General features: G+C 31.9%; 30 protein-coding genes and 1 riboswitch. Of the genes, 1 reads left to right on the forward strand and 29 read right to left on the reverse strand.

Annotated features, from left to right (window positions below; all coding sequences use genetic code 11):
• Positions 1–34: 34 nt before the first annotated feature.
• The 16 genes from KSU54_RS14105 to KSU54_RS14180 all read right to left on the reverse strand — a co-directional run bounded on the left by KSU54_RS14105 (position 35) and on the right by KSU54_RS14180 (position 14,490).
• Positions 35–340, reverse strand: coding sequence for a hypothetical protein (locus KSU54_RS14105; RefSeq protein ID WP_003534520.1), 306 nt, complete (start codon positions 338–340; stop codon positions 35–37).
• 74 nt (positions 341–414) lie between these two features.
• Positions 415–660 carry a TIGR03905 family TSCPD domain-containing protein gene (locus tag KSU54_RS14110; protein WP_008792776.1) on the reverse strand — a complete coding sequence of 82 codons (246 nt, stop codon included), beginning with the start codon at positions 658–660 and terminating at the stop codon, positions 415–417.
• Positions 661–721: 61 nt separating this feature from the next.
• Positions 722–2,029, reverse strand: coding sequence for a 23S rRNA (uracil(1939)-C(5))-methyltransferase RlmD (gene rlmD, locus KSU54_RS14115; RefSeq protein ID WP_003534522.1), 1,308 nt, complete (start codon positions 2,027–2,029; stop codon positions 722–724).
• A 32-nt stretch (positions 2,030–2,061) separates the two neighbouring features.
• Complete coding sequence (locus KSU54_RS14120) at positions 2,062–3,348, reverse strand: hemolysin family protein (protein WP_008792778.1); 1,287 nt, start codon at positions 3,346–3,348, stop codon at positions 2,062–2,064.
• A 78-nt stretch (positions 3,349–3,426) separates the two neighbouring features.
• Complete coding sequence (locus KSU54_RS14125) at positions 3,427–5,328, reverse strand: penicillin-binding transpeptidase domain-containing protein (protein ID WP_003534525.1); 1,902 nt, start codon at positions 5,326–5,328, stop codon at positions 3,427–3,429.
• Positions 5,329–5,373: 45 nt separating this feature from the next.
• Positions 5,374–7,512, reverse strand: coding sequence for a penicillin-binding protein (locus tag KSU54_RS14130; protein WP_003534526.1), 2,139 nt, complete (start codon positions 7,510–7,512; stop codon positions 5,374–5,376).
• Positions 7,512–7,811 (reverse strand): hypothetical protein, encoded by a 300-nt coding sequence (locus KSU54_RS14135; RefSeq protein ID WP_117792679.1) that lies wholly within the window; start codon positions 7,809–7,811, stop codon positions 7,512–7,514. Before KSU54_RS14135 ends, KSU54_RS14130 begins: the two co-directional genes overlap by 1 nt.
• On the reverse strand, positions 7,801–8,745 hold the full coding sequence (rsmH, locus tag KSU54_RS14140) for a 16S rRNA (cytosine(1402)-N(4))-methyltransferase RsmH (protein WP_003534529.1): 945 nt from the start codon (positions 8,743–8,745) through the stop codon (positions 7,801–7,803). Before rsmH ends, KSU54_RS14135 begins: the two co-directional genes overlap by 11 nt.
• A 9-nt stretch (positions 8,746–8,754) precedes the next feature.
• Complete coding sequence (gene mraZ, locus KSU54_RS14145) at positions 8,755–9,186, reverse strand: division/cell wall cluster transcriptional repressor MraZ (RefSeq protein WP_008792779.1); 432 nt, start codon at positions 9,184–9,186, stop codon at positions 8,755–8,757.
• A 198-nt stretch (positions 9,187–9,384) separates the two neighbouring features.
• Positions 9,385–9,552, reverse strand: coding sequence for a 50S ribosomal protein L32 (rpmF, locus tag KSU54_RS14150; protein ID WP_003534533.1), 168 nt, complete (start codon positions 9,550–9,552; stop codon positions 9,385–9,387).
• A 16-nt stretch (positions 9,553–9,568) separates the two neighbouring features.
• Complete coding sequence (locus KSU54_RS14155) at positions 9,569–10,081, reverse strand: YceD family protein (protein ID WP_003534536.1); 513 nt, start codon at positions 10,079–10,081, stop codon at positions 9,569–9,571.
• 93 nt (positions 10,082–10,174) lie between these two features.
• Complete coding sequence (locus tag KSU54_RS14160; protein ID WP_003534537.1) at positions 10,175–10,417, reverse strand: stage VI sporulation protein F; 243 nt, start codon at positions 10,415–10,417, stop codon at positions 10,175–10,177.
• A 39-nt stretch (positions 10,418–10,456) separates the two neighbouring features.
• Positions 10,457–11,461, reverse strand: coding sequence for an NAD(P)H-dependent glycerol-3-phosphate dehydrogenase (locus KSU54_RS14165; protein WP_117792677.1), 1,005 nt, complete (start codon positions 11,459–11,461; stop codon positions 10,457–10,459).
• 61 nt (positions 11,462–11,522) lie between these two features.
• Positions 11,523–12,827, reverse strand: a complete 1,305-nt coding sequence (gene der, locus KSU54_RS14170; RefSeq protein ID WP_003534541.1) for a ribosome biogenesis GTPase Der — start codon at positions 12,825–12,827, stop codon at positions 11,523–11,525.
• Position 12,828: 1 nt separating this feature from the next.
• Positions 12,829–13,497 (reverse strand): (d)CMP kinase, encoded by a 669-nt coding sequence (cmk, locus tag KSU54_RS14175; protein WP_009009409.1) that lies wholly within the window; start codon positions 13,495–13,497, stop codon positions 12,829–12,831.
• Positions 13,498–13,539: 42 nt separating this feature from the next.
• Positions 13,540–14,490, reverse strand: coding sequence for a hypothetical protein (locus KSU54_RS14180; protein ID WP_217746659.1), 951 nt, complete (start codon positions 14,488–14,490; stop codon positions 13,540–13,542).
• A 117-nt stretch (positions 14,491–14,607) separates the two neighbouring features.
• Between KSU54_RS14180 and KSU54_RS14185 the strand changes: the two genes are divergently transcribed.
• Positions 14,608–14,784, forward strand: coding sequence for a ferredoxin (locus KSU54_RS14185; RefSeq protein WP_003534547.1), 177 nt, complete (start codon positions 14,608–14,610; stop codon positions 14,782–14,784).
• A 195-nt stretch (positions 14,785–14,979) separates the two neighbouring features.
• Here the strand turns inward: KSU54_RS14185 and KSU54_RS14190 are convergent, their stop codons facing one another.
• The 13 genes from KSU54_RS14190 to rpsU all read right to left on the reverse strand — a co-directional run bounded on the left by KSU54_RS14190 (position 14,980) and on the right by rpsU (position 24,899).
• The gene (locus KSU54_RS14190) at positions 14,980–15,156 is read right to left on the reverse strand and encodes a transposase (RefSeq protein ID WP_009009408.1); all 177 of its coding nucleotides are present in this window, start codon (positions 15,154–15,156) and stop codon (positions 14,980–14,982) included.
• A gap of 510 nt (positions 15,157–15,666) precedes the next feature.
• Entirely contained in the window at positions 15,667–16,080 is a 414-nt protein-coding gene (locus KSU54_RS14195; protein WP_008792783.1) for a hypothetical protein, read from the reverse strand.
• Complete coding sequence (locus tag KSU54_RS14200) at positions 16,073–16,297, reverse strand: helix-turn-helix transcriptional regulator (RefSeq protein WP_008792784.1); 225 nt, start codon at positions 16,295–16,297, stop codon at positions 16,073–16,075. The genes KSU54_RS14195 and KSU54_RS14200 overlap by 8 nt, the downstream gene beginning before the upstream one ends.
• Before the next feature lie 85 nt (positions 16,298–16,382).
• Positions 16,383–16,742, reverse strand: coding sequence for a methylglyoxal synthase (locus tag KSU54_RS14205; RefSeq protein ID WP_003534553.1), 360 nt, complete (start codon positions 16,740–16,742; stop codon positions 16,383–16,385).
• 1 nt (position 16,743) lies between these two features.
• A complete protein-coding gene (locus KSU54_RS14210; protein WP_003534555.1) occupies positions 16,744–17,388 on the reverse strand; it encodes a Gx transporter family protein in 645 nt (214 codons plus the stop codon).
• A gap of 78 nt (positions 17,389–17,466) precedes the next feature.
• A riboswitch (FMN riboswitch) is annotated at positions 17,467–17,579 on the reverse strand.
• A gap of 69 nt (positions 17,580–17,648) precedes the next feature.
• Positions 17,649–18,206 (reverse strand): zinc-ribbon domain-containing protein, encoded by a 558-nt coding sequence (locus tag KSU54_RS14215; RefSeq protein WP_003534557.1) that lies wholly within the window; start codon positions 18,204–18,206, stop codon positions 17,649–17,651.
• A 126-nt stretch (positions 18,207–18,332) separates the two neighbouring features.
• The gene (locus KSU54_RS14220; RefSeq protein WP_003534559.1) at positions 18,333–19,532 is read right to left on the reverse strand and encodes a S1C family serine protease; all 1,200 of its coding nucleotides are present in this window, start codon (positions 19,530–19,532) and stop codon (positions 18,333–18,335) included.
• Positions 19,533–19,639: 107 nt separating this feature from the next.
• On the reverse strand, positions 19,640–20,857 hold the full coding sequence (locus KSU54_RS14225) for a sensor histidine kinase (RefSeq protein WP_217751465.1): 1,218 nt from the start codon (positions 20,855–20,857) through the stop codon (positions 19,640–19,642).
• Positions 20,850–21,524 carry a response regulator transcription factor gene (locus KSU54_RS14230; RefSeq protein ID WP_008792785.1) on the reverse strand — a complete coding sequence of 225 codons (675 nt, stop codon included), beginning with the start codon at positions 21,522–21,524 and terminating at the stop codon, positions 20,850–20,852. The genes KSU54_RS14225 and KSU54_RS14230 overlap by 8 nt, the downstream gene beginning before the upstream one ends.
• Positions 21,517–22,473: a PhoH family protein gene (locus KSU54_RS14235; protein WP_003534565.1), complete on the reverse strand. Its 957-nt coding sequence runs from the start codon at positions 22,471–22,473 to the stop codon at positions 21,517–21,519. Before KSU54_RS14235 ends, KSU54_RS14230 begins: the two co-directional genes overlap by 8 nt.
• The gene (locus tag KSU54_RS14240; protein ID WP_003534567.1) at positions 22,474–23,394 is read right to left on the reverse strand and encodes a sporulation protein YqfD; all 921 of its coding nucleotides are present in this window, start codon (positions 23,392–23,394) and stop codon (positions 22,474–22,476) included. It abuts the gene before it with no gap.
• Positions 23,391–23,582 (reverse strand): YabP/YqfC family sporulation protein, encoded by a 192-nt coding sequence (locus KSU54_RS14245; RefSeq protein WP_008792787.1) that lies wholly within the window; start codon positions 23,580–23,582, stop codon positions 23,391–23,393. The genes KSU54_RS14240 and KSU54_RS14245 overlap by 4 nt, the downstream gene beginning before the upstream one ends.
• A 1,134-nt stretch (positions 23,583–24,716) precedes the next feature.
• Positions 24,717–24,899: a 30S ribosomal protein S21 gene (rpsU, locus tag KSU54_RS14250; protein WP_003534573.1), complete on the reverse strand. Its 183-nt coding sequence runs from the start codon at positions 24,897–24,899 to the stop codon at positions 24,717–24,719.
• Positions 24,900–25,062 lie beyond the last annotated feature (163 nt).

Genomic DNA, 25,062 nt, shown 5'->3' on the forward strand with positions numbered 1-25,062 from the left:
TATTATACCACTAAATAAGCTATTTAAAAAGATATTAGAGGATTGCACGGAACGAAAAAAGAATAATCATAATAGAAAAATATAAACATAAACACATATAAACGGTATCAAAGATTGCCCATGAAGTACAACTTAAGAGCCAAATACGATAACAATATAAAATTGTAACATAATAATGATATTGTACTTGCAAGACACAAAAGCGTCTTTGCCAGCCAATGATCACTATCGATAACAATGTTGCAATTAAATGAAACGGGACGATCCACATTGGACACAGTACCTGCATCAATAAAATTGCCCCACATAAAAATTGTAACTTTTTAATCCGTATTAACATATAATCACCACTAATATTATATGTTATTTACTCTAATAAAATGAAAAGAAGTGGATAATCAAATGATTATTCCACTACATCGCATGTTTAACTAATGCTTTAGCTAATTGATCAGGACAACTAGTTGGTCTTGCCCCACAACGAATACCTTGTAATCGTTCGATTACCTCATTTACTTGCATCCCTTTTGCTAATGCCCCAACACCTTGTGTATTACCAGAACATCCACCAATAAATTTTACGTTATTAACAATGCCATCCTCAACGTCAATAACTATTTGTTTTGAGCATACCCCTTGAGGTTGAAATTTAATTTCCATAACAATTCCTCCTATTTTTAAATATTATAGTTACAAATGAAAATAAAGCAAATAATTTGCTTTATTTTCGAACCAATTTTACAATCGTTGTTAGGTATGAATTATGACAAGATGTATCTAAGCCAATAATTCTTTCCAATTTGTAATTTTTTTCTAAATCAGCTAAATCCTTTGCTAAAGTTGAATGTGACTGACAAGCATAGATAATTGTTTTAAATTTAGCAATTTTAATTGTATCTTTGATTGTATCACTTAATCCATAACGTTCATTTTGAATAATTAAAGTATCATAGACTTTCTTTTTAGCGTATGTAACAATTTTACTATCTAGGTCACCAGCAATAAAAGTAACATTTTCCTTCTTTAAATACTTAGCATTTAATTTAGCATCATCAATTTGATATCTTTTTTCATCAATCGCTACAATTTCTTGATCAAGATTAAGTTCTAATAACCCAATTCCACAATTCAACGAAATTATTTTTTGACTGTCCTGTACTAATGATTTAATTGTTTGATTTTGTTTCCACATCATCTCAATATTTTCTGGTAATTTACTTTTAACCGATACTAGATATTGATTTTTATCATCGTGCAACTCTAGTCTCGTTGCCCCATATAATTTTGAATATCCTAACTCATCAAACTCTTGATGCTTTGAAGTATTAACAGACATGAAGATACTAGCAACATGTGGCAATTGACTAATTTCTTTAACAATTTCTTCCTTCAACCCATCACGACCTGTAATAAAAACTAATTGTAATTTATTATCAATTAATTTAACCTTTAAAAACCTTAATCCTGTTCTAAATTTATCACTATATGTTTTACATTTATTTGTAGTTAAAATCTCTTCTAATTTTAATAAACACTCATTAATTATTGGATGTTGTTTAAAACATCTTGTCATTAATGTTAAATATTTACTATCACGTTGATAGATTCCAAAACTAATTTTCCCTTTAAAATCAACAATAGGCAAATTAACAGCAGTAATAAAGCCCTCTTGACTAGGCGCCGCAATTACATCTTTAAAAATTGTTCTTGATAAATCATACTCTGTATATTTTCTAATTGATTCGCGTACAGCTTCTTTTTTTGCATTCAACTGCTTGAAATAACTTAAATGCAACATCGTACACCCTTGACAATTATCATACGAACGACACTTAGGCGTAACACGATCTTTTGATGGTTTTACTACTTGTAGTAATTTCCCTTCGCTATAAGTTCTAGTCTGTTTAATAATTTCAACAATAACTTCTTCTTGTGGCAACGCTCCAGGAACAAAAACGATCTTTCGATCAATATACCCGATACCTTCACCATTAATCCCTAATTTTTTAATTTCTACATTTTTCTTCATCCTACAATCTCCTTTTTAAAAGAGGAAGTCATCTAGTGATGCTCTTCCTCTTCATCTTTCTTTTCTTCTAGAATCGTCACTTTTAATTGAGCAATTCTGTTTTTATGCATTTTTACAATCTTAAAAATTACGTTTTCAATCTGAACTTCATCATCAATTTCAGGAACACCAGATACCTCTCCAAGAACTAATCCACCAATTGATTCAAAATCTTCAGAATCGAAATCAGTTCCTACTCTATCATTAACTTCATTTAAATTCAAGCTTCCATCTATTAAATATTCATTTTCTCCTAGAGAAATGATCATTTCGTCTTCTTCAGCATCATATTCATCATCGATTTCGCCTACAATTTCTTCAACAATATCTTCAAAAGTAACAATTCCACTCATAACCCCATATTCATCTAGTACAATCGCTAATGTTGCATGTTCTTTACGCATCGAAGCAAACACATCCGCAACTTCATTAAATTCATAAACAACAAAAGTATCGCGCATAAAATCTTTTACAACAAATTCATCAGGATCGATATTAAAGAAAAGTAAATCCTTAACATTTAAAACTCCCACAATTTCGTCAAATGATTCACTATGCACTGGGTAACGTGAAAATTGACTACGTTGATAAATTTCCATCAATTCTTGGTAAGAACAATCATCGGGAATACTCTCAACATGAATTCTTGGCGTCATAATTTCTTTGATCTCAGTTTCACCAAACTCAAATACATTATGAATCATTTCCTTTTCCTGTTCTTCTAATACCCCCTCTTCATGACCTACTGTAACGATCGTCTTTAAATCTTCTTCTGTCATGGTTGGTCCACTGTCACGAGCACCACCCAATATTTTAATGAAAAAGCTTGTAATGATATTTAAGAAAAATACCACTGGGGTAAAAAGAGTACAAACTAAAGCAACAAATCGTGCCAAAAATAAAGCTATTGTATCTGCATTCTTAGTTGCAAAAGATTTTGGTGTAATTTCACCAAAAACCAAAATCAAGAATGTAACTACTCCAGTAGCTGCAGCTACTAGAGTTGCTGAATCTCCAAAAATTGAAATCACAAATGATGTAGATAACGATGAAGCACCGATATTAACTAAGTTATTTCCTACTAAGATTGAACTAAATAAACGATCCGAATTAGATAACAGCTTCTCTACTGTTAGTGCTCTTTTATTTCCTTCTTCAGCTAAGTTTCGCATCCTGATTTTATTAACAGATAAAAATGCTGTTTCAGTACAAGAAAAAATACCTGAGAAAATAATTAAAATGACAAATATTATAACGTTGGTTATCTGGGTCGGGTCCACAATAAATCTATTCTCCTTATTATTAATGTTTTTCATTATCATATTATAAACATTATAAAAAGTCAAATTAAGCTTTAATTAACCAAGCATAATAACGATTGTTGATCCGGCTTCAACTGACTCACCAACTCGTGGTAATTGGTCTATTACTTTATCACCTTCGCCAATAAATTCAAATTTTAATTCCGGATTACTAACTTCCTTTTTACTTTTCCCAATATAGTTTTCAACCTTTAACGTTTTAGTATCCATAAATGTATAAGCTTTTTGCCGCTGTGAAGAAACTTTTTTTACATTCATGCTTGGCAAAATATCAACAAGCATTTTGCGAGCAATTGGAGCTACTGTCGTTCCTCCATACTGCACACAATTTTTAGGGTTATCCATTGCAACATATAAAACAATTTTAGGATCATCAATTGGCGCAATACCAATGAAAGATAAGATATAACCCCCATCAACATAACTACCATTTACTGCTTTTTGGGCAGTACCTGTTTTACCACCGATCCGGTAACCATCTATATAGGCATTTTTACCCCCTCCATCTGTAACAACTGATTCTAAAGCATCTCGCATTTTTTTGGAAGCATCCTCACTAATAACTTTACGTAGTGCCTCTGGTTTATGTTCATAAACAATATCATTAGAATAACTATCAATAATTTTATCAACCAAATATGGTTTATATAAAGTTCCACCGTTAACACAAGCACAAACTGCTCTCACCAGCTGCATAGGTGTAATTGAAATACCTTGACCAAAAGCAACTGTTGCTTGTTCCAACTCATTGAAGGCATCATAATCAAACATAATTCCTTTAGATTCACCTGGTAGGTCTATACCGGTTTTTTCTGTCAAACCAAATTTTTTGACGTATTCATATAATTTATCTTTCCCTAGACGGCGACCGATTTCAACAAATCCGGGGTTGGAAGAATTCTGAAGAACCTCTCTAAAGGTTTGGAGTCCATGTCCACCTTTTTTCCATGACTTAATTCGGGCACCACCAACAATTTCATACCCTTTATCAAAATAAGTATCTTTATCCATATCAAATAGATTTTCATTTAAAGCCGATGAAAAAGTAATGATCTTGAAAGTTGATCCTGGTTCGTAAGATTTCCAAATTGGGATATTATGATTATAAACATCCTTATCGGCATTTTGATAATCATTGGGATTATAATCAGGTTTACTTGCCATCGCTAAAACTTTTCCAGTACTTGGTTCCATCGCTAAAGCCCAGATTCCATCAGGATTATAAGTGTCATATGCATTGTTCAGTTCTCTTTCAACAATATCCTGAATATCACCATCAATCGTTAATTGTAAATTAAAACCACTCGTTGGAGCACTATAAACACTTGGATACAGTGACAACGGGTTACTTTTGGCATCCATATAATAATCAATACTCCCGTTATTTCCGTTTAAATAATTATCGTATTTTAATTCTAAACCTAATAATCCTTGATTATCAATTCCTACGAAGCCAAGAGTCTGTCCTAAATAATTATCATTGGGATAATATCGTTTAGTATCTTTAATTAAATATACCCCAGGTAATTTTAAACGATCGATTTGTGCTGCTACTTCATCATCTAATTGTCGTCCTTCTGGCTGAATTCTTTGGATTGAAACTTTTTTACTTAATTTTTCTTGCATTACTTTAACATCAACATTTAAAATATTTGCAATTTTATCAGCAGTAGCCGCCACATCTTTAATTTGACTAGGAACAACAACTAGTGAAGCAGTTGTTAGATTTGTTGCTAGAACGTTATTATCACTATCAACGATCAATCCACGATTAGCTTCAACTGGAAAACTACGCTGCCATAAATCCACTGCTTTATTATAAATATTGACTCGATCAATAATTTGAATATAGCCAACTTTTAAAATTATTGCAATTACAATCAAAACTGTTACTACTTTTACCCATTTGATTTTCTTTTTTGTTATCTCATAGATCATCTAATCACCCTCTACACTATATGAAAAAAGTAAGGTCATTAGACCTTACTGAAGTGTAATTGTTAGAGCATCACCGTTGTGAACAACAGTTCCCTCTGGCGCACTTTGAGCTCCGACGAGACCGTTACCGCCATCAATAGTAATATTAACCCCTGATAACGAGCCAAAAGTTAAAACATCTTTACGTGACCAGCCAGTAAAATTAGGTAATACAATATCATTAGATTCCGTCTTAATAAAAACACGATCATTTTTTGCTACTTTAGAACCAGCTTCTGGATATTGTTCAAGAACTGTATTACCGTTTCCGATTACTTGAACATTTACAGCTTTTGATTCTAATTTTGACTTAACAAAACTAACACTCTGATTAACATATGAATCTAGTTTATAATCACTAGATACTGTCGTAGTTTCAGGAGCATTATATTTATTTACGATTGATAATGCTGCCGGCATTACACTTTTAATAACATTTGCCTGATGTTGAGTTGTATCATTATCAGCACCTTGGAAAACAATATTAACAATTATTTGCGGATCTTCATATGGTGCCATTCCCGAAAAGGATTTGGTATAAATAGTACTTGAATAACCACCATCAACAACTACTTGTCCCGTTCCGGTCTTACCGATAATTTGAACACCATTATCAAGATTAAATTTCTTTGCTGTTCCCATACTTTCAGTTACTACTCCTTTTAGTAGATCTCGAACATGTTGAACTGTTTGTGAAGAAAATATTTGTTCTGAATATTCTGTTTTACCTTTATATGTAACTTCGTTTGTTTCTTTATTAACGATTTTTTCAATTAAATAAGGTTCAACAGTTTTTCCATCATTTGCAAAGACACTATATGCGCGCAATAGTTGTAAAGCTGTAACGGTAGAGCCCTGCCCAAATCCTGTAGTTAAATAGGCCGCTCTACTTTTATCGGTTTTGTATAACGCTGTCCCTGCAACTGAATCAAAGCCATCAATATTGCTTGATTGGAAAAAACCTAATTTTTCATATACATCTAGTAATTCATCACGATTAGTATACCCGCGTTCAAGCAGATTACAAATTGCAACGTTACTTGAACGATAAAAACCTTCATCATAACTAATACTCCCCCATCCAGCACCATTATTATGGTCGCGAATCGGTCTTGAACCACCATAATCATATTTACCAGATTCATATGTAGCTGCACCATTATATAAGCCGCTTTCAATCGAACTAGCATAAACAAATGATTTAAAAACCGAACCACATTCATAAGCAGTATCAAAAAAGAAATTTTTATAGTCCTCTATATTTCGCTCATTTGGATTAAATGAAGGATAACTTGATAAAGCTAAAATTTTTCCAGTCTTAGCCTCCATGATTACACATGATGCTTTAAGAGCTTGTGCCGCCGCTGCTTCAGTTGCCAGCTGGTAATCAAGATCTCGTTGTAATGAACTGTCAATCGTTAAATAAATGTCATCTCCATCAACAGCGTCTTTTTGTTCCAAGATTCCGTCCGGTAAAACATATCCTTTTGAATCTTTTTGATAGACTTTATAACCGTTTTCACCGGATAAAGTTTTGTCATAAATTGCTTCAAGACCCATTTCACCGACAAGTCCTTTGACTCCATCCGTTTCAGTTCCTTTAGCATAACCGATAATATAGCTGCAAAAATCTCCATATGGGTAATTACGAGAATTACTTTCAATAAATTCTAAACCTGGTAATCCAGTATCCTCAATTTGTTTTTTGACACCCGCACTTAGATCATTACCATTGGTTCCAAATTCAACCTGATATGCTCCTGCATCTACCTTTTCTTGGAGTTTTTGAGCCATTACAGTTGGGTCCATCCCAATAATTGGTGCTATTGCATTTGCTGTAGCCGTAATATCTTTAACATATGCATCATCTTTGCCATGATTAATTCTACTACTTGATACAATAGCGATTAATTTATATTTTTTTACATTTGAAGCTACAACTTCATTATCACTAGTATAAATTTCCCCTCGGGTTGCATAATCAATCGTTTTTGCCTTACCTCTACTTTTAGCAAATGTGGCGATATCAGCCCCACTGATTAAATGCTTACCTGTCACTCCTAAATAAACAATATTAGCAACAAGGGAAAAAATAACTAATGCAAAGACAACATAAGCTATCTTTGCACTTTTAAATTGATTCATTATTGATTTTGTTGTGCTTGAGTAGAGGCAGCTACTGAATCATTGCTATATGTATATCCTTTAGCATCAGCTACTGAACTAAGGCGTGAAAAAGATGCTAATTCTTGTTTTTGCATTTCTAAACTATCAATATCACTCTTTATCGTTTTAATTTCCTTTTCTAGAACTTGAGCTGTTCGATTATATGATGATTCCATCGACTTAACGCCAATAATTCCAAAAACAAAAATTACCATTGAAATTACTAGAAATCTTTGTGAAAAAGCTTCAAATTTAGTTTTTTTAGTCTTATGTCTCATTTTCAAACTCCCTCTCGATTATTCTTAGTTTTGCAGAATGCGCGCGATGATTAACTTCAAGCTCTTCTTTTGAAGCAACCATTGCTTTTTTATTAATTAATTTAAATCTCGGCTGTAAGTAATCAGGAATTACTGGTAATCCCGGTGGCACATCCTTTAACTTAGTTACATCATTAAATGTATATTTACATATTTTATCTTCCAAACTATGGAAAGTAATAACTGAAATTCTACCCCCAACGTTCAATAAATCTAGTGAATCCTTTAAGGCTCGATCAAAGACATTTAATTCATCATTAACTGCTATTCTAAGGGCCTGAAAAGTCCGCTTAGCAGGATGACCTCCTTTACGTCGGGCAAAAGCAGGAATTGCATCTTTAATAATATCAACTAATTCAAAAGTTGTTTCAATTGGTCGTATTTGTCGTTTTTGTTCAATTTTACGTGCAATCTGTTTAGCAAACTTTTCATCAGCATATTTATATAAAATTTCAACAATCCTTTCATACGGCCACGTATTAACGATTGCATAAGCATCAAGTGGATTTGATGTATCCATTCGCATATCAAGGCGAGCATCATAATTATAGCTAAAGCCTCTAGAACCTGTATCGAACTGAGGAGATGATACACCTAAATCAAACAATATTCCGTCGACTCTTGTTACACCTAATTCATTTAATTTTTCTTTAATATTTACAAAATTAGAATAAATGATTGTATAGTTGTTACCAACTGCATCAAGGCGTAGACGAGCTGCTTCAATTGCCGTTTGATCTTGATCAAAACAATACAAATGACCGGTCGTAAGCTGCTTTAAAATAGCACAACTATGTCCTGCTCCGCCTAAGGTGCAATCAACATAAATTCCATCTGCTTTAATATTCAAGCCCTCAACGGCTTCCTTCAATAATACTGTTACATGATCAAACATCGCTCTCTCCTATAATTCAAAACCTTCTAACGATTCAGAAATTTCATCAAAGTTATCTTTATTGGCATCATAATAATCATCCCAAATATTCTGATTCCAGATTTCTACATGATCACCAACGCCAACGATGATACATTCCTTTTCTAATTTACCTTCTATTCTTAAAACATTAGGAATATTTACTCTCCCTAATTTATCAAATTCACATTCACTTGCTCTTGAAGTAATAATTCTAACAAAGTTACGTGCCTCTCTTTTAGTTTTTGGCAGTGTTTGGAGTTTTTGATAATAGTCATTCCAGCCTTCTTGGGTGTATAAAGCTAGACAACCATCAAAACCGCGAGTGATTACAACACTCTCGCCACATTGCTCCCTTAATTTTGAAGGAATAATAAGACGCCCCTTGGCGTCAATATTATGCCTAAATTCACCCATGAACATCTATATCACCCACTCTTTAACACTTAGTAACACAAATTAACACTTCTTACCACCATTATATACCCTGGTCGATACTTTGTATAGCATTTTCTTTAAATAAGAAGATTTCGACAATTAAACAAAAAAAGGGTCAATTAACGTAAAATTTCGTTAATCAACCCTTAAACAACAAAAAAAGCGCCCTTAAGACGCCGTTTCTTATAAAACTTTTTGTCCTTTGTAAGTACCGCAATGTTTACAAACTTTATGAGACATTTTGTATTCACCGCACTCTGGACATACAACTACAGCTGGTGCTGTAAGCTTATCATGAGTTCTTCTCTTATTTCTTCTTGTACTTGAAACTCTTCTAAATGGTACTGCCATCAGTATAACCTCCTATTTAATCTTTAAAATAATCTTTTAATTTAGCTAACCTAGGATCGATATAATCATCATCTTTATCACTAGTACTGTTATCTAATATTCTCCAACCTTTTCCTTTAGATTTAATATTAGCATCATCTTTGACGACCCTCATCGGTACTTCCAGCATAATGTTTTCAAATACCACTGGGGTAAGATCAACAATATCTTTTTTTACTTCATGAACATCTTCAAGTGGATCAGGTTTTTCAAAAGCAAACACTTCAGTTGAATTAATTTCAAAAGGATACTCAACATCTTCAAGTGTAATAGCACAAGGAAGAATCATAGTTCCTTTAATATTAAGATCAACATATAAACGTTTATCTTTCAAATCAAGATCTCCGGTTCCTGAGACAATAATGTCCTTCAAGTCATTAATTTGAGCATACTGGTCAAATAACTCCGAAGGAAAAGTTAGTCCCTCTTCAAAATCAAATTTTCCACGATGCTTAACAATCCATTGTAAATTGTATTTCAAAATAATCACCCTTCTATAACCGCAATGACAATTATATATAAAATAATACCATAAGTCAACCTAAAAAATACTTGTTTTTATCGTTTATTTTACTATATTGTCTTAGACCATCTTGTCGATATCTTTAGGAATTTTATTTGATTTAATCATCGAAACTAATTTATCAACCTTGCTAGGAGTGATTGGTTTATTAGTCACCTTAGCCACACTCATAATAAAATCCTTAATATCATTTTCATTATTTAAATCTTTAGACTGTAAATCATTAGCTAATTTTAATATTTCTCCTTTATTAACATTAGTTTTCTTTACAACCTTATCTAATAAAACATCTTCATCTTTCATATTATCACCACTATATACTATGATAATATTTAAATAACGTTACCCCTCAATTTTCAATTCTCGACGCATCAGCTGTTGAATCTCACGTTTTGGTTCATGATTATTGTATAGAACATTGTAAATCGCATTTATAATAGGTAATTCAATATCTGTAAATTTCTTAGCATCTTCATAAATAACTCGACAAGTACGAATTCCTTCACAAGTTTTTTTATTATTTTTCATGAAAGCACGTGCATCATTGGTTTTACCAATTTCTAGACCAGCCTGAAAATTCCGCGAATGGACCGATGAACAAGTGACAATTAAATCTCCAACACCTGTTAATCCCATATAGGTTTCTAATTTACCACCTTTTTTCGTTCCATAACGAACCATTTCTGCCAGACCCCGAGTAATTAATGCTGCCTTAGTATTATCACCATAGCCTAAACCACTTAAAACTCCAGCCGCCACTGCAATAACATTTTTAATAGCAACCCCGTACTCAGCCCCAACTTCATCATTTAATCGATAGACTCTAAAATAATCATTCGAAAATAACGTCTGAACATCTCGGGCAGTATCATCATCTAACGAAACAGCACACACTGTCGTTAACATTCGAACGACTACTTCTTCAGCATGACTTGGACCAATCAATGAAACGACCGGATTAATCAAGTTCTCATCAAGCACACTACGAATCGTATCAGACATACGCATATTTGTCCCTAAATCAAAACCCTTAGCTGCATTTATAACTGTAATCTTTTTCTTTATTAATGGTTTTACTTGTTCTAATGTTTCTTTAACAAATTGTGTTGGAATAGTAATTAATAAATAATCCATATCCATTAAGGCTTCTTCTAAATTATTTGTCGCTTTAATTTCACTTTCTAAAGAAATATTGTGAAAAAAAGCTTCGTTTTGATGATTAAAATTAATATCATCAATTTGTTCTTGATCAATACCATACATCATTATCTCATTTTGATTATCGATCAAAACTCTGCTTAAAGCTGTTGCCCAACTTCCAGTTCCTAGTACCGCAATTTTACTCATTGTTACACTTCCTTATATTATTGTATCAATATTATACCAAACTAATTAATTAATAGCACGACTAATCACGTTTACGACAAATAATATGAATTGGCGTTCCTTCAAAACCAAAAGAATCTCTTAAACGATTTTCTAAATAACGCTTATAACTAAAATGCATGTATTGAGGATCATTAACAAATAGAACAAAAGTTGGGGGACAAATACTAACCTGATTAGCATAGAAGATTTTTAAGCGTCCACCATTGAACGTAGTTGTTGGATTGATTGCTTGAGCATCAACAAGAACATCATTTAAAACACTAGTTTGAACACGTTTATGTGAATTTTCAAATGACTCTTGAATCAATGGGAATAATTGTTGAACTCGTTGATGAGTTTTGGCAGATAAGAAAATAATCCGCGCATAATCCAAATATTTAAACTGACTACGCAATTCTTTTTCTTTCTTTTGCATTGTCTTCTCATCTTTTTCAACTAAATCCCATTTGTTAACAACTAAAATTACTCCCTTACCAGCTTCATGAGCATAACCGGCAACATGTTTATCTTGTTCAATAACTCCCTGATTCCCATCAATAACAACAACGATAACATCACTTTTTTCAATTGATGATAAGGCTCTCAAAATTGAATATTTTTCAATATTTTCATATACCTTACCTTTTTTTCGCATTCCGGCAGTATCAATAACACGATATTTTTGTCCATCCTTAACAAATGCTGTATCAATCGCATCACGAGTTGTCCCTTCAATATTCGAAACAATTACTCTTTCTTCACCAAGAATCGCATTCGTCAACGATGATTTTCCGACATTTGGTCGTCCAATAATTGAGAAACGAATTTCATCTTCATCAAATTCTTCTTCAACAAAATCGAGATTCTTAATGATTTCATCTAATAAGTCACCAATTCCAATTCCATGACTTCCTGATACTGCAATTGGATCACCAATTCCTAAATTATAGAATTCATAAATATCATCTTTAAAAGCATTATCATCAATTTTGTTAACAGCCAATAAAACCGGCTTACTTGTTTTTTGTAAAAGACGTGCTACATACTCATCTTCACGAGTTATTCCTTCACGTCCATTAACAACAAAAACAATTAAATCTGCTTCTTCAATGGCAATTTCTGCCTGCATCTTGATTTGGGCAGTAAAAGATGCATCTTGTAATTCAATTCCTCCCGTATCAATCAAACGGAATTCTTTTGTCAACCATGTTGCAGTTGCATAAATACGATCACGAGTAACACCCGCAACATCTTCTACAATGGAAATACGCTCTCCAACAATTCGGTTAAAAATAGTTGATTTACCAACATTCGCTCGTCCAACTATTGCTACTACACCTGCCATATTATACCTCCTTTATTTTTTCTTCTACTAATTTTAAAACAGCATCAACAACTTCTTGTAAAGTCATCGCTGATGTATCTAATACGATGGCATCTTCTGCCTGTTTTAACGGTGAAATATCGCGATTCATATCTTGATAATCACGTTGTTCAATATCTTTTTTGATCAGCTCTAAATCTGCTGTTAATCCTCGCTCTTGATTTTCTAAATAACGACGTTTAGCACGGGTATCAACACTAGCAATTTGATATATTTTCAATTCTGCATTTGGCAAAACAACTGTCCCAATATCACGCCCATCTAAAATCACACCACCAACATTTGCCATCTGACGCTGCTGTTCTACAAGAAACGTACGAACCGCCTGATAACTTGATACTACACTAGCAGACATAGAAACTTGATCTTGACGGATCACTTGGCTAACATCTTGCCCATTTAAAAAGATATGGTTATTACTATCCATTTCAATTTTGATTTGTTTCAAAGCCTGAGATACCGCTTGTTCATCTTTTAAATCAATATTATTTTCAAGACAATAATATCCTACACAACGATACATTGCCCCTGTATCAATATAGATATAATCTAATCGTTTAGCAACTATTTTTGCAATACTGCTTTTACCAGCCGCACTTGGCCCGTCAACGGCAATAGAAATTTTTTTCATAATATCCTCCACTCCTTGAAAAAAACTAAGGGTAACCTTAGTTTAAAAGAACAACTGGTATCCTATCATACCACACAATCCAATAAATACAACTACTAGGAATATAATTACATAGTTTAAGATAGTAGCGATTCGATCACTTTTCTTTTCATCAACAATATCACTACGAGATTGTTTTGCCTTTGATTTACTATCTATAGTTTTATCATTTGTTTGATTTTTAATCACTTTTAAATCTGCTGTGTCTTCTTTTTGTTTAAGTACTTTTTCAACCTCTCGCTGATCTTTCTCTTTAATCTGTCGAAGTATTTCCTCTAACGAACGTGTTTGTTCAATTTTTGCCAATTCTTCATCTTCTAAAGTGTCCTCAGCTGTTCCAGAACTCACAACACCTGTATCTTTTTTCAATGCTTCTTCAAGTTCATTTTCTTTTTGCTCTGCTTCTTCCTGAACTTCGTCCATTACCAGCTTAGCTTTTTTAGCATCTTCTTCTGGTGACATGCTGGCAAGTCGTTCCATTAAAGTCATCTTCTTTTTAGCAGCCTTTTTTTCTTCTTCAGCTTTTGTAACAACCGATTCCTCCTGATTTACAAAATACCCTTTAGAAAATTCTGAAGTATTGATATTATCCAGATTATCGATATGAACTACTTGCTTTTCTGGTTCTCTAATTTTATTTAAAATATCCATTCTTGTATTGTACTGCGCTTCTTTACCAACACTGACCTTAGCACTTCGCAAAGCTCGGTTTATTTCTTCACTGCTTTCTTGACGCATTTGTTCAAAAGTTTTAGCTTCTGTCAAAGTGTCATTAATATCTGGCAAGTCTTTTTCTTCTTGTTTAAAAGAACGATTTATTGTCGCTAAAAAATCATCATCTTCAATATCATCAATGATATCAATTGTATCCTCTATATTTTCACGATTAATCCCTGCTTCATCTTTTAAACCAGCTCGTAAATCGCGATATTTGTTTACACGTGAACTATTCACTCGAAATCACCCTTTCGTCGTACATTATAACATACTTTTTCATTATTTCCTTTATAAAATATTGGAAAATATATTTATTTGGGATATAATAGATACATAACAAAGGAGGAATTTATAATGGCTAAAATTACAGTAAACGAATCTTGCATCGGATGTGGTGCTTGTACAGGTGTTGCACCAGATGTTTTTGAAATGAATGATGAAGGATTAGCATCTGTTGTTGGCGATGATGTTGCTTCAGCTAAAGAAGCCGCTGAGTCTTGTCCTGTAGAAGCAATCGAAGTAGAAGATTAATCGATAGAAAGAGGCTGTAACGAATAAAGGTTTTTAAACCTTTAAGCGTTATGCCTTTTTTATTTTTTGAGTTTTTAGAATAATAAAATTATTCGTATGTGTATGACTTTTTGAGTATTATAAAAAATATCGCTCTTCTGTTTTTAAAATTTTGATATTTAAGAAACTATGCTGTTTCTATTCTTATGCTTTTTATTATGATATTTTCTTAAATTTATATGCTATTCCGATCAGAAAAAGCTCTGTTTTCACATCTAGACTTCCTTTTTTTCTCAGTCTTGTATAATTCATCTCCTGTTTAATAACTCCAAATGTGTCTTCAGCCTGAATGCTTCTTTGCTTTTTCATTTCTATCCCATCAGCTGTTCTCAAGTTTTCATCTACTTTTGACTGAAGTTTATTAAGATTGTAATTAATTTGTATTTTTCTTTATTTAAGCATTCATTGCAATGTCTATATTCAAACACTCTGCTTATCTGTAAGTAATCACCTCTGGTGTTCCATACTTCTTCCTATTCAATATTAAATGTGTACCCTTGAGGAAAGACTTTATAACCTGAAGAATCATATTGGGGTTGGAGCCTTTATCGCCTCTGTGAGAGCAGTCAAAATACTTGGAGGTATTAATACCTTTCATAATCTCTACGAATGATGTCAACGGATCATCTATAGGTATAACAATAAAAAAGTCTAGTGGAAGTCTGCATTGAAATGTGTCATAATTACCATTGACTATAGGGTAATTAGATTCTAACAGTTCGATGTTTTTCATAATCTAATTATACCAAAAACAGCACTTAAACTCTATTTGAGTCTAAGTGCTGTTTAATTTTTTAGACAAACACATTATTTTAATGCGTCACAGCCTCCTTGTTTTTCCATTTATCCATGTTTTTCATAATAATTGTTTATTACGAAAAATATTACAAACATCACCACAACCACACTCACAAGTGTGGTTCCAGCTATCATAAACATCATTTTCTTTGTGATTCCATACAAAACAATTGTAATAATACTACCTGCATAAAGTAATAAATTCATTAATTGTACTGTTTTTTGACCACTCTTCATCGCAATAAACAAATCTCGTTCATCTGTATTATTTTTCAATCCATCTTCCCAATCATTATCAAAACAATGATATAAATTATAAACCCCTAAAACAAAAGCAACTAGCAAAGCTAATCCATATTTTAAAACAAAGCCCTTTTGCCAAATAACATAGGCTGTGGCAAATACTAAAATAATTCCCAATGTCCCATTAATAATATACCGGGGATTGATCTTATGCATTTTTTTGATCCTCCAATTCTTTATTTTCTTTTAAACAACATAATTCCTCAATTGTAGTATCGAAAACTTCGGCAATTCGATACGCTAACATTAGTGATGGGTTATATTGTTCTTTTTCTATCGAAATGATTGTCCTAGATGATACATGAACCAGATCGGCTAACTGTTGTTGTGTCATATTTTTTATTAAGCGCATTTCTTTTATTCTTGTTTTCATTTCCACCACCATAATATGAAGTCAACTTCACGTGAAGTACATTTCATATTATAAACTAAAAAAATAGATATAGCAAGAGCTATATCTACAGTGATTTCAATAACATTAATGCTGTTGCTTTATTAGATGCTAAAGGAATATAGTGTACATCACATAAACGCATTAACGCGCTAATATCTGGTTCATGCGGCTGTGCTGTCAAAGGATCCCGAAAAAAAATAACCATATCCATCTGTCCTAGCGCAATTAAATTTCCTACCTGTTGATCTCCGCCATAAGGTCCTGATAAAAATCTAGTTACTTCTAAATTTGTATTCTCCATGACCTTTTTACCAGTCGTTCCAGTTCCATATAAATTATGTCTTGCAAAAATTTCTTCATTATCTTTAACAAAATCAATCAATTCGCCCTTTTTCTGATCATGAGCAATTAAAGCAATATTCATCTTATGCCTCCTTAAACTTTGATTCAATTGGTCTTACTATATAATATACAATAGCAGAAATAATCCCTTTGATAAAGTTAAATGGGAAATAAATGATAAAAATGGCTTGACCATAAGGCGATAAGAAATTCAAAAAGCCCGGTACGGACATATTTGTACCATATTGTTGATTGAATGAATTAATATCTAAAACAAATGGTAAATCTGTATACCAAGTTGGTTTTTGAGTTAAATAAGTTGGAGTTACAAACAGGTAATTCAAAATAAACATTACCATTGCAAATACAAACATTGTAATAATCATGTTCACGGCATAAGACTGCCATTCTTTTTGTAATTTTAAATGTCTTGATAAATAATAATAAACACAACAAATCGTCAATGAAGCAATCAAAGCAGTAATCTGACCAATTGCAATTGGTCCTACCGGTCCCTTAAATAAAATTGAAACAAAGAATTTACATACACACACAAATAATGCTGATTTAAACCCCAGCATTGAAATTGCCATAATTACAACAATTTCTGATAAATCAAGATTTAGCCAAGGGGCTAAGGGATATGGTATCTCCAACAAACCCAAGATCATCCCTAATGCCGCCAACGCTGCTGATAATACTAATTTTCTTGTCTTAGTAGTTTCCACAATAATTTCTCCTTTATAATAAAAAATATCATGAAAATACTAATCTCCATGACAAAAAGGCATTAATTATTAACTAAAAAATGTCATTCTTCCATCCAGACTATACTGTCGGTGTAGGAATTTCACCTACTCAGCTTATGCTCGCGGACTTTACCGCCGGTCGGGAATCACACCCTGCCCTGAAGACTTTCTTTTCCTATATAATATAGCATAGTATTCCTACTATTTCAATAAGAAAAAACTAACAGTTAGTTATTCTGTCAGTTTTGTTGTTTTTTTGTATTATTATAAACTAAAAAGATTCCTGCAACCAATCCAATAGCAGCCAAGAGCAATAAATATGCTCCGATAGAAATATTCCCATAACCACCCAGTACTGATTTAGCATTAAAAATTTCATATACCGCCAAAACTGCAGTTGCACCAGCTAAGCCTAACGCTACAATGTCTTTATGAAGATAGGATAAAATCAATGCAACAACAACTAAAGCAATGCAAATAATACCATCTCCACCATCCATTAAACTAACACTTTGACTATATCCAAAAATCGATACTGAAGCAAATGGTAAAAAGCATGAAATTATTGCCAAGATACCCGACCCAAACGTAAGTACCTCGAGCATGTTGAATTTTTTCCCTGAAATTTCAACTTCTTTTTTCTGCATATTTTCCCCAAAATCATTAATTGCACTTTTTGTTTTATCAACAGACTCTTTTACCGGTATTCCAGTATCTTGACTTACACAATCCTCACCGCAATTAGGACAAAATTTCACCCCTATTTCTAATTCCTGACCACATTTTTTACATTTCATAATTTTCCCTCATTTCATTTTTAAGTTACCTTTCCCTAATTATAACTTATAATTACATTATATTATAAATCTCCATTTTCCACAAATAAAAAACACCAGCTCTTTATTAGCTGGTGTCAGTTATTCTTACTGTTCACCCAATGTCACTTCTATTGTTTTTTCAGTACCATTACGGTTAACCACAACAGAAACTTTATCCCCAGGTTCTTTTGAATATAATTCAGTTAAGAAACTCTTATAAGTAGTTACTTCTTTACCGTCAAACTTAACAATAATATCTCCTTCTTGAATACCCGCCTTACTAGCTGCTCCTCCAGAAGTAACTCGAGATACATAAATACCATCTGTCAAATCAGTATTAATGCGATAATAGCGTAATTGATAGCTTGAATACCCTGATAAAGATACTCCTGAGATACCAATTTGTGGACGTGTCACTTTACCATTTTCAATAATTTGTTCAACTGAAGTAATAACATCATTGATTGGTAAAGCAAATCCCATTCCTTCTACTGAAGTATTAGATAATTTCATTGAAGTAATCCCGACTAATTCACCAGCCATATTTACCAAAGCACCACCACTGTTACCAGGGTTGATTGCTGCATCAGTTTGAATAACATTCATATCCCAATCTTCTTGACCATCATCATTTAAATCCACTGAAACAGTACGATCAATTCCACTTACAATTCCTTGAGTAACTGTCCCTGCGTATTCAATTCCAAGCGGACTACCAATCGCTAATACAGTTTCTCCCTGATCCAATAAACTAGAATCTCCACATTTAATAGCGGTCATATCAAAATCAGCAGTTAATTTTAGTACTGCAATGTCACTGTAAGTATCACTACCAACAATCGTTGCATTTACAGATTCTTTATTTGAAAATACTACTTGCACATCAGTAGCTCCACTTACTACATGGGCATTCGTAATAATATATGCTGTTTTTCCATCAACACGATAAACAACTCCACTACCGCTACCACTAGCAGTTCCATTAGCATAGACTAATACTCCAACAACACTACTATTCACTTTTTCAATCACATCAGTTGTAGAGCTCTTCACATCATAATTTACATTTTCCACAGTTGCATTCTTATTCGATGAAGAACCACTTGACGAGCTCTTATTAACTTTTGTAAATAAGAAAACATTCATTCCTAAAGATGCAACCACTAAAAGAGTAATAACTATCTTAAATAAACCATTTGTATTTACAGTCACTTTTCTTTTATTATGTTTTCCCATTCTTGATTCAGGTTGGTTACTATTTTCTTCTTTTTCTACTTGTTCTTCCATTGGATTTCTCTCTTCCATTTATACCACTCCTTTTACTTTACACACATATCTTAAATAAATAATTTGTTCAAATTATTTTTATATTGTGTGAAAAATTGTGTTACTTGTAAAAGAAATTATATTTTCTACAAAATTGGCAAAGTTACCGTGAAAGTAGTCCCAATTCCAGGAGTGCTTTCTACATCAATGGTCCCATTATTTAATTCCACCATTTTTTTAACAATACTCAATCCTAAACCGGTCCCAAGTTTCTTACTTCTAGAACGGTCCACTTGAAAAAAGCGATCAAAGATAAACGGGATATTATCTTTAGAAATGCCTACCCCTTCATCCTGAACAACAATTATTAAATTATCATCTTTATAATTACATTTAATTGAAATAACCCCAGCATTAGAATATTTAATAGCATTAGAAACCAGGTTATTTAAAATCGTTTTAACGGTCGTATAATCTAACATCAATTCTTCTTTGATTTTTGTTTGATATACTAATGACAATTGTTTATCTTTTGCTAAAGGCTCAAATAATTCCACTGTATCTTTGATCAGTGAATCAATATCTACCAGTGCAGGACTTAGAGTCGCTTGAGGCTGTTCTAATCGAGATAATTCTAAAATATCTCCAATAATATTCTGCATCCGATAACTTTCCTTTAGTAGTATACCCATAAATTCATTAAAAGTATCTTTATTTTTTATTCCTTCTTTTTGAAGAATTTCTACGCTACCAATAATTGCACTCATTGGTGTTTTTAATTCATGAGAAATATCTGAAAAAAACTGTTTTTGCATCTTTTCGATCTCTTTTACCTGTGTAACATCAGTAAAAAGAATAATACTTCCATCGAATGCTACATCATCACGAAATACAGGTGTTGTTTCAATTTGATAATAACGTTCATCAATACAAACTGCAGTTGAAAACTTTCTTTCAAAAATATAACTTTGATCAACAATATTTAATAACTGATCTGTAAAAATATCTTTATAATATTTACCTCGCAAATGTTTGATTTTAAAAGCATCACGGAAACTCTGATTAGTGAAGATAATCGTTCCTTCTTTATTAACAAAAATCATCGGTAAATTCATTGTTTTGATTAGAGAATTTAAGATTTTATGATTAAAATCTTTTTCTCCTTCAACTTCACGAATTTCATTTTCTTTTTCACGTTTATAAAAATTAATTTGCTGTTGATAATAACGATTTGTATCATAAACGATAAATAACATCGCAATCATAAATCCAATCAAATAAATATAACTATAATTAAAATTCCAAATCATTAAAATAATTACAATGATTGCTGAAAAAATAAACTTTTGATAATTCTTATTCATCTTTGCTCACCAACTTGTATCCAACGCCACGCACTGACTGGAAACAAGCCTGACTATCTTTTAATTTTGTTTTTAATTTAAATACATGAATATCCACTAAACGAGTATCACCATCATAATTAAAATTCCAAATCTTCATCAAGAGCTCTTGACGTGATAAAACCTCTTCTTTATTATCAATAAACATTTGTAACAAGTCATATTCTACTTTAGTAAGATTAATCAGTTCATCACCAACAAATACTTCATGCTTACTTAAATCCATTTTTATATCTAAATATTTAATAATTCCTTTAAAATGTTTATGATACCGTCTTAAATGAGCTTCAATTCGAGCAATCAAAATATTAGCTTGAAAAGGTTTCATTAAATAATCATCAGCCCCTGATTCTAAGCCCTTTATAATATCTTCTTGTTCACTGCGAGCAGTTAATAAAATCATCGGCTTAATATATCCGTTATTACGACATTCTTGAATTATTTGAACTCCATCTTTATATGGCAGCATCCAATCAACAAGTACTAAATCATACTCATTTGATAAAATCTGCTTACAAGCATCTTTTCCATCATAAAGACTATCTACCTGATAGTCTTTATTAGTTAATTCATGGCAAAGGATCTTGTTTATCGAAACATCGTCCTCGATAATTAATAACTTATTCATCTTTCCCTTCATACCTTTCTATAATTCTTTGAACAACTGGATGACGAACAACATCCATAGCAGTTAAATGAATAAATGAAATGCCTTTAACTCCCTTTAGGATTTTTAGTGCTTTTATTAATCCGGATTCAACTCCACGAGGTAAATCAATTTGTGTAATATCACCTGTAATAATCATCTTTGAATTAAAACCTAAACGTGTTAAAAACATCTTCATTTGGTTATCAGTAGTGTTTTGTGCTTCGTCTAGAATCACGTATGCATCTTCTAGAGTCCTTCCACGCATATATGCTAGAGGAGCAATTTCAATAACCCCTTTTTCAATCAAACGTTCAGTTTGTTCAACACCCAGCATATCATGCAGAGCATCGTATAGAGGACGAAGATATGGATCAACTTTTTCTTTTAAATCGCCAGGCAAGAAACCTAAATTTTCTCCCGCTTCAACTGCTGGTCTTGTTAAAACTATCTTTTTAACAATATTATTTTTCAGTGCGTCAACCGCAAATACTACTGCTAAATAAGTTTTACCTGTTCCTGCCGGTCCAACTCCAAAAACAACATCATTATTTTTAAGAGCAAAGTAATAATCTTTTTGTCCCATTGTTTTAGGATAAATCATCTTACCACTCGCTGTTTTAGTAATCCTAATATTGTATAATTCACTAATTTTTCCTAAATTATCTTCTTTTGTTAATTTCAATGCATAAACAACATCACGGCGTGTAATCGTAATTCCTTTTGCGACTAATCCTAAAAGTGCAGCAACTACTTTTTTTGCTTCTTTAAAATGTTCTGGATCATCACCTGTAATGCTGAGTTCATCACCTCTAAGAGAAATACTCACATTTAAGGCTTCTTCAATCATTTTAAAATTCTCGTCATGATTTCCACAAATATTATTTAATTGCGCAATACTATATTCTTCTAATTTAACTTGTTCTGTCATTTAATTCTCCTCTTTAGATGCAATATCTTCTATCAAAATATATTGTACCTTTAATACTCTTTTGTTATCAATTATACCATAAGATAAAACTTTTTCTCTATCTATTTTATCGATTGAACCTAGTTTACTACGAATTGTATGGAGAAGATAGCTAAATGCTTCACCATCATCCATTTTTTTCTTATCGATCTTCGCCTCATAGGTAGTATACGTATATGCTTTGATCGTTCCTTCGGTTTCAATAATTTTATCTACTTCACTAGTCGAAGTAATCGTATTAGAAACTAGCAGATCACCTTTTTTTACATACTGGTTCAACTTAACCAAAATATTTCCACTGCTAACATCAATTTTTTGAATTACTCCGTCTTTACTTGCATAAATATTCTCAAAATTCTTTTCTACTTTTTTAGCTCCAACACTATTTGTATATTTTACAAATAATACGCCACCTTCTTGATAAATATTTAAATAATCTATCTTCCCTTTAAAACTATCTTTTAAATCATCATAAATATCATTTAATTGTTGATAAGTTCTTTTTTTATCACCAACATCAATATGATTTTCAGCTAAAACCTGATTAACTAATTTAGTTGTACTAGGATTATTACCGATAATCTCAACTCTAAAAATAAATTGATTACATAAAATCACAGTGACTGCAAAACTGACAACTCCAACGATGCTCAATTTACGATAAAATATTAAAATTAAATAATACAGTATTCCAACACTTTTGATAATTGTTAAATGATATTTACGAACCATTATCCGTTGATAAATAGGCAAATAGAATCGATATGTACAATCATCGACTTTTGTTAACTGAAATACTGTAATATGGTCCTCTTTAAATGATTTCAATAACCCTACTATATCCTCACTGACGACTTCACATAAATCATATCCTAATCTCATAGAAATCTTAAGCAATCAATCTTTCCATAAATTATTACTTCTTGATCACTATAATATCTTATTTCTAAATCTGCGCCAGTTACTTTAAGAGTATTATTAGCCATCTTTATCTCAATAACGTTATTTTCTAAAAGCATCACACATTCATAATATTTGACACTTAAACACTTATTTTCCATATAGATCATCGAATCACCTAACTAATTATATGAATATTTTTTTAGTAAATGCGTTTAATTGTGTAATAAAATAGTTTCACTATAATAATTTTTATACTAAAATCATTTTAGAGATGCATATGACATACCTATTAACAAAAGTAGCTTAAACTTATATGTAATGATAAAAAATGATAGTGATACTAGTAAAGATTTTGAAGAAATTAATTTTGCATTTTTTACATTATTAGTTAATCGTCAAATACTCATGATTTAATCTTGCTTAATAAAATTATCAATATGTTTATTATGCAATTTTTAATCAAAGCAATAGATTTTTTAAGGAGAAAAAACGATTTATATTACCGGAGATACCCTCGACCATCAAGGATGTTTTAATGTGTTTAATCACTATTTAACTAAACGTGATATTTTATTGTTGGAGATTTCGGCTTTGTGTTTCACAACAATCAAAAAGAGCTGGATTTTTTAAATAAATTAGCAGCACTCCCCTATCAAATCTGTTTTATTGATGGAAATCACAAAAACTTCGACTATCTAAATCAATTACCCATTACAATATAGAATGGCGGAAAAGTCCATTTTTTAAGATCAAATATTATTCATTTGATGCATAGACAAATCCTTACAATAAAAAACATACATTTTTTGCTTTCGGAAAAAGTATTTTCACCAACTTGGCAGATGAGAGTCAAAGGATATAATTGGTGGGAAACCGAATTACCAAACAATCAAGAAGTATTATTAAATCTTAAGGCACATAATTTTAAAATCGATTATATTTTAACTCATACGTGTCCTAAAAGCACTGTCTATTATATGAACCTGCCCCCTATACGCGGTGAGCTTGATTTGACAGAATTTTTACAGTTGATTGAAAATCAAGTAAGCCATAAGCATTGGTATTTCGGACATTTTCATTGTGAAAAAAAATAAACAAGATGATGGCTTGTTTATTTTTTAATATGATTAACCTTTCTAATAAAAAAGTAATTTATACATACTATGATACTGATTGATTCTTAAAGACAGATTTATTTAAAGTCTGTTTTTATCTTTTCTTAGTAAAAGACACAATATTAACTTTTTTATAATTTAATAACTTTCATGAATTAAAATAAAAAAGGGCATTAGCCCCATTTTTTATCTTTTACCTTTGTTGTTCTTTCTTGCTGCTTCAGATTTTAATTTTCTTTTTAAACCTGGTTTTACGTAGAACTCTCTCTTACGAGCTTCTGCAAGGGTTCCTGTTCTAGAAACTTGTCTTTTAAAACGACGTAAAGCGTCATCTAAAGATTCATTTTCTCTTACTACAGTTTTTGCCATCGAACTATTCCCCCCTTTAACTCTAAATTACGTTCCTATTATATATATAATTCTTGGTAATTGCAAGAAAAATAAGGAAAAATATCCATTATTTAAAATAATTTACATTTTCTTTCCAACAACTTCAGCTATTTTAGAAATTTGTTTTAATAATTCTTCATAT

Origin of the sequence: Erysipelatoclostridium sp. MSK.23.31 (assembly GCF_019125875.1) — a bacterium.
GTDB lineage: Bacteria > Bacillota_I > Bacilli_A > Erysipelotrichales > Coprobacillaceae > Thomasclavelia > Thomasclavelia ramosa.